The organism is Streptomyces sp. NPDC049687 (genome assembly GCF_044465285.1).
In the GTDB taxonomy this organism is placed as follows: Bacteria; Actinomycetota; Actinomycetes; order Streptomycetales; family Streptomycetaceae; genus Streptomyces.
The window spans coordinates 358,728-369,639 of sequence record NZ_JBITLN010000010.1 but is presented as its reverse complement, the minus strand read 5'-3'; the positions used below and the strand labels follow the sequence as shown (position 1 = coordinate 369,639).

The following is a 10,912-nucleotide window of genomic DNA, read 5'->3' as shown; positions in this document are numbered from 1 at the left end:
GGAAGCACGGTAACGTGTGGAGGTGACCGGTACTAATAGGCCGAGGGCTTGTCCTCAGTTGCTCGCGTCCACTGTGTTAGTTCTGAGGCAACGACTGTGTTTTTTCCGGTCTAACTTCATAGTGTTTCGGTGGTCATAGCGTGAGGGAAACGCCCGGTTACATTCCGAACCCGGAAGCTAAGCCTTACAGCGCCGATGGTACTGCAGGGGGGACCCTGTGGGAGAGTAGGACACCGCCGAACAATCATTCAAAGGGCTGGGCCCTGAACTTCGGTTCAGGGCCCAGCCCTTTTTTGTTTTCCGTCACTTGAAGTTCACGTTCCGCCCTCAGCATCCACGACATGGGTACTGCTGCAATGCTCAGGGCCGCCGGCGTCGGGATCGCTGACGAGGTCGTCGTGCCGGCCTTCGGGAACGCCGAAGTCGCCGGTGCGGTCACCCTGGCGGGTGCTCTGCCGGTGTTCGCCGATGTGGATCCGGTGACGTACTGCCTGGACGCGGCCACCGTCGAAGCGGTCGTAACTCCGCGTACCGCGGCCGTCGTTGTCGTACACCGATTCGGGCGGCCGGCCGATGTGGCGCGGTTGCACGCGGTGGGGCAGCGGCATGGGCTGCTGGTGCTGGAGCAGGCGGAGTCCGAGGCGCCGTACGACGAGATCGCGCAGCGCAGGGAGCGGGCCGCCTATCTCGATGCGCGACTGCGGGGAGTGCGGACGCCCGATGGCGGGGACGGGCACTCCTATCAGCAGTACGTCGTACGGGTGCCGGGTAATGGGAGGCCCGACCGGGATGCTTTCGCTCGGGCCTTGCGGGGGCGGGGCGTTGAGTGCCGGGTACCTGTGCAGACTCCTTTGCACCGACTGCCGGAGTTCCGGCGGTGTGTGTCGTTGCCCGAGACCGAACTGGCGGCGGACGAGACCCTTGCTCTGCCGGTGGACGCCTCGTTGACGAAGCGGGACATGCAGCGCATTGTGGCGGCGTGCAACGCGCTCGGTGGTCTGCTCCAGCCGGCCTTCTGAACGGGTTTGGGAACCCGGGCTCGTTCAGGGTATGATCTATTCCGTTGCCGCGAGGGGAACCTCGAAAAGCAACTGGCCCCTATAGCTCAGTCGGCAGAGCGTCTCCATGGTAAGGAGAAGGTCAACGGTTCGATTCCGTTTGGGGGCTCCGAAAAGAAACCCCCGCCCTTTCGGGCGGGGGTTTTCTCATGTCCGCAGGTCCTTCGTCCTCACGCCAGCCGCATCGCCAGGATCGCCATGTCGTCGGACGGGGCGTCCGACGCGAAGCGTTCCACCGCGCGCATGATGCGGGCCGCGACCGCACCGGCCGTGAGACCCGTGCAGGTCGAGAGGACATCGGCGAGGCCGTCGTCGCCCAGCATGCGCGTGCCCTCGCGGCGCTCGGTGACACCATCCGTGACACAGAGCAGGACGTCGCCCGGGTCGAGGGTGACCGTCTGCTCATAGAGCTCCAGGTCCTCGATGACGCCGAGGAGGGGCTGGGGTTCGGCGGCGGGCTCGACCGTGCCGTCCTGGCGCAGGCGGAGCGGGAGGGGATGACCGGCGCAGACCACCTTCAGTTCCGCGCTGCCGTCCTCCTGGGGGCGCATCTCGCCGTAGAGGAGCGTCAGGAAGCGGCTGCGGGCGCCCTCGTCGAGGATCGCCGAGTTGAGGCGCTCCAGGACCGCGGGGCCGCTCAGGCCCTCCCTGGCCAGGAGGCGCAGGGCGTGACGGGCCAGGCCGGTCACGGCGGCCGCGTGCGGGCCCGTGCCGCAGACGTCGCCGATGGCGAAGCCGTAGGCGCCGTCGCTGATCGGGAAGACGTCGTAGAAGTCGCCGCCCACCTCGTTGCCCTCGCCGGCCGCGCGGTAGATGACCTCGACCTCGACGCCGTCGATCTTGGGGGTCTCCGGGGGCAGGAGGCTGCGCTGGAGGGACTGGCTGATGGCCGTGCGCTCCGAGTACAGGCGGGCGTTGTCGAGGGCGAGGGCCGCCCGGCGGCTCAGGTCCTCGGCCAGTTCCAGGATCTCCTGGCGGAAGTGTTCGTCGGTGGGCTTGCCGAGGGTCAGCATGCCGATCACGCGGTTGCGGGCGACCAGCGGGAGGACCACGGTCTCGCCGCCCACCGCGGAGGCCGTGGCGAGGGTGGGGCCGATGCCTGAGGCCACCTGGTGAGTGGGGCCGCCGGTCAGGCCGAGGCTGCGCATGGAGCTGCGCAGGGCCGCATCGTGGGCCGCCTCGCCGGGGGCCGACCAGACGCGGGCGCCGGGGGTGGGTACCGGGTCCGGAGGGGAGATCTTCGAGAGCAACGACTTGATGCCGTCGATGAGTTCCTCGTCCTCGTGCAGGACGTACGACAGATAGGGGTCGGAGGCCTGGTCGGCGATCGTGTAGACCGCGCACCAGGTCGCCAGGGTGGGGACCGTCATCTGGGCCATCAGGGCCAGGGTCTGGTCGCGGTCGAGGGTGCCGGCGAGGAGGTCGGAGGCCTCCACCAGGAAACTCAGCGAGCCTCGGCGCAGACGCTCCAGTTCACCCAGGCGGGCCGATTCGACGGCGAGCGCGATGCGGTCGGCGGCGAACTGCAGGCGCAGGGCCTCCTCGTTGGAGTAGCGGCCGGGCGCCTCCGCGGCCACGCCCAGGGAGCCCGTCAGGCGGCCCTCGACCTTCAGCGGGACCGTCACCACCGAGCGCATTCCGGTGCCGCTCAGCAGGGGGACGGCGCCGGGGACGGCCGTGAGGTCCTCGTGGACGGCCGGCATCCGGGCCGAGCCGTAGCGGCCGGGTCCCGCCTCGACGGGCACGCGCGCGAAGCGCTGGCGGGCGGAGGGCAGGCCGGTGGAGGCGCGGACCTCCAGCTCGGTCTCGTCGTCGGTCGCGAGAAGCAGGAAGGCGGAGTCGCCGTCGAGCATGTCGCGGGCTCGCTCCACCGTGCGCTGGAGGAGGCCGTCGAGGTCGTCCGGGGCGGGCGAGCCGATGAAGACCTCGAAAGGGTCGGCGCTCTGCCCGTCGGCGGGTGCCGCGTCGGAGGCCGGGAGGCGCAGCGGGGTCTGCAGGACGGCGCGTTCGTGGTCGCGGACCAGGAGGCAGACCGTGGAGGGCTCGCCGTCGGTGTCGCGGACGCGGAGATGGGAGGCGTACACGGGGGTGACGCGGCCGTTGGCGCCGCGGATGCCGTAACTGCCCTCCCAGCGGGAGAGTTGGAGGGCCTCGGCGATGCCGGTGCCGGTGCCGGGGGTGTGCGGCCAGGCGGCGAGGTCGGTGAGGGGCTTGCCGGTGACCTGGTCGGCCGCGTAGCCGAAGAGATCCTCCGCGTCCTCGTTCCAGGCCGAGATGGCGCCCGTACGGTCGATCTGGACGACCGCTACCCGCACGCGGCTGTCGGCGAGCGGCAGGAGGTCCGCGGGCAGGGACGGGCCGGCGGCGCGGGTGCCCACCGGGCGGTCCGGGAGGTCGAGTTGGAACCACACCTGCTTGTGGGTGGGCGTGTACTCGACGCCCCAGCGGCCGGCGATGGCCGCGCAGAGCTGGAGGCCTCGGCCGCCCTCACGGTCGGGGCTGCCCATGGTGGCGAGGGAGCCCTGGAGGGGGATCTCGCGTTCCGGGTACCGGTCGGCCACCTCGATGCGTACGCCGTCCTCGGACCGCAGGCACAGGACGTCGGCGTGGGTTCCCGCGTGGACGACCGCGTTGGTCACCAGTTCGCTGGTGAGGACCACGGCGTCGTCGACGATGTCGGCGAAGCCCCAGCCCTGGAGGGTGTCGCGGACGAACGAGCGGGCGGTCGCGACGGATCGCCCCACGGGCTCGAAGCTGGCGGCCGCGCGCGCGGTGATCACAGAACTCCTCGACCGGTTGTCGACGTGCGGAAATCCCTGGCCGACCTGGTCGCGCCGCTGCTGCGGTGGACGCATGCTCGAAGGCCGGGGGTCCGGGGGCTGTCCCCCCGGGATCAGTCCGGTGGTCATGTGTGCGGCCGCCCCTCCGATGCCCGCTCGTGCCTTGTGCCACCGCCCAGGCCGGACGGACCGGCGCGGCTGGACAGCCGCATGCAAGGTTACTTACCTTCCCCGTCCGTGCGGATGCCGGTCGCCCGTGTTTCCGCCCCTAGGGTGTGCGGACGATGTGCGAAGGTGCCGAACTGTTATGGCCGGGTTCGGGGAGGGTGAAACACTGGGCAGGCTTCTTGTGAAGGTCCGGGCAGACTGGGTGTCTTATGAGTACAGGGGGCAGCAGCCCCCGGGGTCCGCCTGATTACATCGGGCGGTAAAACCCAGCGGTAACCGGCACGATGAGTAGCAACACCCCAGCACAGCGTAACGGTCGAGCCCTGCGGGAGGGACAAGTGGAGTCTGGCGCAGCGACGCGGAGCACTAAGGCGCGCGCGAAAGGCGGACAGTCCCTGAGCAGGCGCACGCCGCGCGGTGGCACCACCGTCGTGGACACGGCGGCGCTGGACCGGCTGCTTTCGGCCCTGGTGTCCATGCGGGACGGGAACTTCCGCAAGCGGCTCACGGTGTCGGGCGACGGGGTGATGTCGGAGATCGCGGCCGTCTTCAACGAGGTGGCCGACCGAAATCTCCACCTCACGGGTGAGCTTTCGCGCGTACGTCGCATGGTGGGCCGGGAGGGCAAGCTCACCGAGCGGCTGGAGGCGGGTGCCTGCGAGGGCTCGTGGGCGACCGCCATCGACAATTCGAACGCGCTGGTCGACGATCTCGTACGGCCCGTCTCCGAGGTCGGGCGGGTGCTGTCGGCGGTGGCCGAGGGTGATCTGTCGCCGCGCATGGAGTTGCGGACGCAGACGCCCGACGGGGCGGCCGGGCAGCCGCTGCGGGGGGAGTTCCTGAAGGTCGGGCGGACCGTCAACAACCTGGTCGATCAGCTGTCGACGTTCACCGACGAGGTCACGCGCGTGGCCAGCGAGGTGGGGACCGAGGGCAAGCTGGGCGGACAGGCGCAGGTGCGCGGTATGTCCGGCTCGTGGAAGGACCTCACGGAGTCCGTCAACACGATGGCGGAGCGGCTGACGGCCCAGGTGCGCGACATCGCGCTGGTGACGACGGCCGTGGCCAAGGGTGATCTGTCCCGGAAGGTGACGGTTCACGTCGAGGGCGAGATGCTCGAGCTGAAGAACACCGTCAACACGATGGTGGACCAGCTCTCCGCGTTCTCCTCCGAGGTGACGCGGGTCGCGCGCGAGGTGGGCACCGAGGGCATCCTCGGCGGCCAGGCGCAGGTGTCCGGCGTGGACGGTGTGTGGAAAGAGCTCACCGATTCGGTGAACACCATGGCCGGGAACCTGACGGCCCAGGTGCGCGGGATCGCGGAGGTGACGACGGCCGTCGCCAGCGGCGACCTGTCGCAGAAGGTGACGGTGTCGGCGCGCGGTGAGGTCGCGCAGCTCGCCGACACGATCAACCAGATGACCGAGACGCTGCGGACCTTCGCGGACGAGGTCACGCGTGTGGCCAACGAGGTGGGGGCCGAGGGGCGGCTCGGCGGGCAGGCCAATGTGCCGGGCGCGGCGGGTACGTGGAAGGACCTGACGGACTCCGTCAACACGGTGTTCCGGAACCTCACCACTCAGGTGCGGGACATCGCGGCCGTGACGACGGCCGTGGCGAGCGGTGACTTGTCGCAGAAGGTCACGGTGGACGTGGCCGGCGAGATGCTGGAGCTGAAGAACACCGTCAACGGGATGGTGGATCAGCTGTCGGCTTTCGGTGCCGAAGTGACGCGTGTGGCGCGGGAGATCGGTGTCGAGGGTGAACTGGGCGGTCAGGCGCAGGTGTCCGGCGCGGCCGGGACGTGGAAGGACCTGACGGACTCCGTCAACACGGCGTTCAGGAATCTCACCGGACAGGTGAGGAACATCGCGCAGGTGACGACGGCCGTGGCCAACGGCGATCTCTCGCAGAAGGTCACCGTCGACGTGTCCGGTGAGATGCTCCAGCTGAAGAACACCGTGAACACGATGGTGGACCAGCTGTCGTCGTTCGCCGACCAGGTGACGCGGATGGCGCGGGACGTGGGTACCGAGGGCCGGCTGGGCGGTCAGGCGCGCGTGGACGGTGTGTCGGGTACCTGGCGGGAGCTGACGGACTCCGTCAACTTCATGGCGGGCAACCTCACCTCTCAGGTGAGGCAGATCGCCCAGGTGACGACCGCCGTGGCGCGCGGTGACCTGTCGCAGAAGATCGACGTGGACGCGCGCGGGGAGATCCTGGAGCTGAAGAACACCATCAACACGATGGTGGACCAGCTCTCCGCGTTCGCCGACCAGGTGACCCGGGTGTCGCGGGACGTGGGTACCGAGGGCCGTCTCGGCGGTCAGGCGCAGGTGCCGGGTGTGGCCGGTGTGTGGCGGGACCTGACGGACTCCGTGAACGGCATGGCCGGCAACCTCACCGCCCAGGTGCGCAACATCGCGCAGGTGGCCACGGCGGTCGCGCGCGGTGACCTGTCGCAGAAGATCACCGTGGACGCGCGCGGGGAGATCCTGGAGCTGAAGAACACCCTGAACACGATGGTGGACCAGCTGTCGTCCTTCGCCCAGGAGGTCACCAGGGTCGCCCGTGAGGTCGGTACGGAGGGGCAGCTCGGCGGTCAGGCCGAGGTGCAGGGTGTCTCCGGCACCTGGAAGGACCTCACGCAGTCGGTGAACTTCATGGCGAACAACCTGACCATCCAGGTGCGTCAGATCGCCGAGGTCACGACCGCCGTCGCCAAGGGCGACCTGTCGAAGAAGATCACCGTCGACGCCAAGGGCGAGATCCTCGAACTCGTCACGACCGTCAACACGATGGTCGACCAGCTGTCGTCCTTCGCCGAGCAGGTGACCCGGGTGGCCCGTGAGGTGGGCACGGAGGGCATCCTGGGCGGCCAGGCGCACGTTCCGGGGATCACGGGCATCTGGAAGGACCTCAGCGGCAATGTGAACCTGATGGCCAAGAACCTGACCATGCAGGTGCGCAACATCTCGCAGGTCGCGGCGGCCGTCGCCAACGGCGATCTGACGCGGACGGTGACGATCGAGGCGCGCGGCGAGGTCCAGCAGCTCGCCGACACCATCAACACCATGGTGAAGACGCTGAGCTCGTTCGCCGAGCAGGTCACCAAGGTGGCCCGTGAGGTGGGCACGGACGGCATCCTGGGCGGTCAGGCGCACGTACCCGGTGTGGCGGGCACGTGGAAGGACCTCACCGACTCGGTGAACGGCATGGCGTCCAATCTGACCGGTCAGGTGCGCAACATCGCCATGGTCACGACGGCCATCGCCAAGGGCGACCTGACGAAGAAGATCGACATCGATGCGCGCGGGGAGATCCTGGAGCTGAAGACGACCATCAACACGATGGTCGACCAGCTGTCGTCCTTCGCCGAGGAGGTCACCCGCGTGGCCCGCGAGGTGGGTACGGAGGGGCAGCTCGGCGGTCAGGCACGCGTGCGTGACGTCGACGGAACCTGGCGCGACCTCACCGAGTCCGTGAACGAGATGGCCGGGAACCTGACCCGGCAGGTGCGTGCCATCGCCCGCGCGGCCACCGCGGTGACCCGTGGCGACCTGAACCTGAAGCTCGACGTGGACGCGGCCGGCGAGATCCAGGAGCTGCAGGACTACATCAACAAGATGATCGCCAACCTGCGCGACACCACGATCGCCAACAAGGAGCAGGACTGGCTGAAGGGCAACCTCGCGCGTGTGTCGGCGCTGATGCAGGGGCGGCGCGACCTGGAGGACGTGGCCTCGCTGATCATGAGCGAGCTGCCGCCGCTGGTGGCCGCGCAGCACGGTGCGTTCTTCCTGGCGATGCCGTCGCCCGAGGGCATGGACGACCCGTACGAGCTGCGGATGCTGGGGTCGTACGGCTACTCGATGGGGTCCATGCCGACCTCGTTCCGGCCGGGCGAGGCGCTGGTGGGGACGGCCGCCGAGGAGAAGCGCACGATCCTCGTGGAGAACGCGCCGAGCGGCTATCTGAAGATCTCCTCCGGGCTCGGTGAGGCGCCGCCCGCACAGGTGATCGTGCTGCCCGTGCTGTTCGAGGGCAAGGTCCTCGGTGTGATCGAGCTGGCCTCCTTCGCGCCGTTCACGCAGATCCAGAAGGACTTCCTCAACCAGCTCGCGGAGATGATCGCGACCAGCGTCAACACCATCTCCGTCAACACCAAGACCGAGCAGTTGCTGAAGCAGTCGCAGGAGTTGACCGAGCAACTGCGTGAGCGGTCGGCCGAGTTGGAGCAGCGGCAGAAGGCCTTGCAGGCGTCCAACGCCGAACTGGAGGAGAAGGCCGAGCTGCTGGCCCAGCAGAACCGTGACATCGAGGTGAAGAACACCGAGATCGAGGAGGCGCGGCAGGTCCTGGAGGAGCGCGCCGAGCAGCTCGCCGTGTCGATGCGCTACAAGAGCGAGTTCCTCGCCAACATGTCGCACGAGCTGCGTACGCCGCTGAACTCGCTGCTGATCCTGGCGAAGCTGCTCGCGGACAACGCGGAGGGCAATCTCTCGCCGAAGCAGGTGGAGTTCGCCGAGACGATCCACGGGGCGGGCTCGGACCTGCTCCAGCTGATCAACGACATCCTGGACCTGTCGAAGGTCGAGGCGGGCAAGATGGACGTCTCGCCTACCCGGATCGCGCTGGTGCAGCTGGTGGACTACGTGGAGGCGACCTTCCGGCCGCTGACCGCGGAAAAGGGCCTCGATCTGTCCGTTCGGGTGTCGCCGGAGCTGCCGGCCACGCTGCACACGGACGAGCAGCGGCTGCTGCAGGTGCTGCGCAACCTGCTGTCCAACGCGGTGAAGTTCACCGACTCCGGGTCGGTGGAGCTGGTCATCCGGCCGGCGGGGGCGGACGTACCGGTGGCGATCCGGGAGCAGTTGCTGGAGGCCGGTTCGCTGGCGGATCCGGACGCGCCGCTGATCGCCTTCTCGGTGACCGACACCGGCATCGGGATCGCGGCCGGCAAGATGCGGGTGATCTTCGAGGCGTTCAAGCAGGCGGACGGCACGACCAGCCGCAAGTACGGCGGTACGGGACTGGGGCTGTCGATCTCGCGGGAGATCGCACAGCTGTTGGGCGGTGAGATCCACGCGCAGAGCGAGCCGGGGCGTGGTTCGACGTTCACGCTGTACCTGCCGCTGCACCCCAGTGAGCTGCCTCCGCAGGGCTACCAGCAGATCGTGCCGACACTGGAGGCCGGTGACCTGGTGGCCTCGGAGAACGGGGCGGCCGAGCTGTCGGAGCTGTCCGAGGCGGAGATCGTGATGCCGGCCGAGGTGAAGTCGTACCAGGAGACGCAGAACGGGGCGGCCGCGCTCTTCAGGCGTCGCCGGCGGTCCTCGAACGGTGGCGAGCGGGTCGGGGAGCCGGCGCAGTGGTCGGCGCCGCAGGGGCACCGGAGCATCCGGTTCGGCGGCGAGAAGGTGCTGATCGTCGATGACGACATCCGTAACGTGTTCGCGCTGACCAGCGTTCTGGAGCAGCACGGTCTGTCCGTGCTGTACGCGGAGAACGGCCGGGAGGGCATCGAGGTCCTGGAGCAGCACGACGACGTGGCGGTCGTCCTGATGGACATCATGATGCCCGAGATGGACGGCTATGCGACGACGTCGGCGATTCGTCGGATGCCGCAGTTCTCCGGGCTGCCGATCATCGCGCTGACGGCGAAGGCGATGAAGGGCGACCGGGAGAAGGCGATCGAGTCGGGTGCCTCCGACTATGTGACGAAGCCGGTCGATCCCGATCATCTGCTGTCGGTGATGGAGCAGTGGATGCGGGAGGCGTGAGCGCGTGTGACGGGAACTTGCGGAAGGCGTGAGGAGTTGTCGACCGTGGGTGTCCGTCGCCGTGTAGCGGGGCCGGAATCGGGGAACCTTCTGGTCTTCTGCCGCGTTCCTGTTACGTGCACAGTGACATCACGGTGACAGGGTGTGGCGACGGTCGGGGTGCGGCTACCATGACCGGCACAAGGAAGGGCGGCGCTAAGGAGTCGTCCCCAGGGGCGGCGCCCGGTGCACTGCCGGGGCGAGGAGGGCGGGCCATGGTGCAGAAGGCCAAGATCCTCCTGGTCGATGACCGGCCGGAGAATCTGCTGGCGCTGGAGGCGATCCTCTCGGCGCTCGATCAGACGCTGGTGCGGGCATCGTCCGGGGAAGAGGCGCTCAAAGCACTGCTGACGGACGACTTCGCGGTCATTCTGCTGGACGTCCAGATGCCGGGAATGGACGGTTTCGAAACGGCCGCGCACATCAAGCGGCGAGAACGCACCAGGGACATCCCGATCATCTTCCTCACGGCGATCAATCACGGCCCCCACCACACCTTCCGCGGGTACGCGGCCGGCGCGGTGGACTACATCTCCAAGCCGTTCGACCCGTGGGTGCTGCGCGCCAAGGTCTCCGTGTTCGTCGAGCTGTACATGAAGAACTGCCAGCTGAGGGAGCAGGCGGCGCTGCTGCGGCTCCAGTTGGAGGGCGGCGGCAAGGCCGCGGCGGGCGGTGGCGCCAAGGAGTCGGCGGGACTGCTGGCGGAGCTCTCCGCGCGGCTCGCGGCGGTCGAGGAGCAGGCCGAGGCGTTGTCCAAGCAGCTCGACGACGAGTCGGCGGACGCGGCGGCGGTGGCCACGGCGGCGCATCTGGAGCGGAAACTCACGGGTCTGCGGCGGGCGCTGGACGCGCTGGAGCCGGGCACCGGGAACGGCGCCGCCTCGGTGCCGTCGCAGAACTGACGCGAGAGGCCAGCACGGTTGGGCGTGAGCGGGGGTCAGATGTCCGCCGTCACGGAGAGGATGGGTCTTCCCGGTGCCGGGCGGATGCGCCCGCTCGCCGCCCCCGTCAAGCGGACGCGTCAGTTCCGCGCCTGCGCAAGGCCGACACGAACGGGTGAAGCAGTGGGCACACGTGTCCGCGG

At 68.8% G+C, this 10,912-nt stretch carries 4 protein-coding genes, 1 tRNA gene and 1 rRNA gene; 5 read left to right on the top strand and 1 reads right to left on the bottom strand.

Going from position 1 to position 10,912, the window contains the following annotated elements:
- Positions 1-125: 125 nt before the first annotated feature.
- The 3 genes from rrf (at position 126) to ACIBVL_RS30040 (ending at position 1,167) form a co-directional block, all read left to right on the top strand.
- Positions 126-242, top strand: a 5S ribosomal RNA gene (rrf, locus tag ACIBVL_RS30050).
- Positions 243-356: 114 nt separating this feature from the next.
- Positions 357-1,019: a DegT/DnrJ/EryC1/StrS family aminotransferase gene (locus ACIBVL_RS30045; RefSeq protein WP_399101846.1), complete on the top strand. Its 663-nt coding sequence runs from the start codon at positions 357-359 to the stop codon at positions 1,017-1,019.
- A gap of 75 nt (positions 1,020-1,094) precedes the next feature.
- Positions 1,095-1,167: transfer RNA gene (locus ACIBVL_RS30040), tRNA-Thr, on the top strand.
- A 61-nt stretch (positions 1,168-1,228) separates the two neighbouring features.
- Here the strand turns inward: ACIBVL_RS30040 and ACIBVL_RS30035 are convergent.
- Positions 1,229-3,967: a SpoIIE family protein phosphatase gene (locus tag ACIBVL_RS30035; RefSeq protein WP_399101821.1), complete on the bottom strand. Its 2,739-nt coding sequence runs from the start codon at positions 3,965-3,967 to the stop codon at positions 1,229-1,231.
- 377 nt (positions 3,968-4,344) lie between these two features.
- Here ACIBVL_RS30035 and ACIBVL_RS30030 point away from each other — a divergent pair, with 377 nt between their 5' ends.
- On the top strand, positions 4,345-9,789 hold the full coding sequence (locus ACIBVL_RS30030) for a HAMP domain-containing protein (protein WP_399101819.1): 5,445 nt from the start codon (positions 4,345-4,347) through the stop codon (positions 9,787-9,789).
- A gap of 254 nt (positions 9,790-10,043) precedes the next feature.
- Complete coding sequence (locus tag ACIBVL_RS30025) at positions 10,044-10,730, top strand: two-component system response regulator (protein ID WP_390848118.1); 687 nt, start codon at positions 10,044-10,046, stop codon at positions 10,728-10,730.
- The last annotated feature ends 182 nt before the right edge of the window (positions 10,731-10,912 follow it).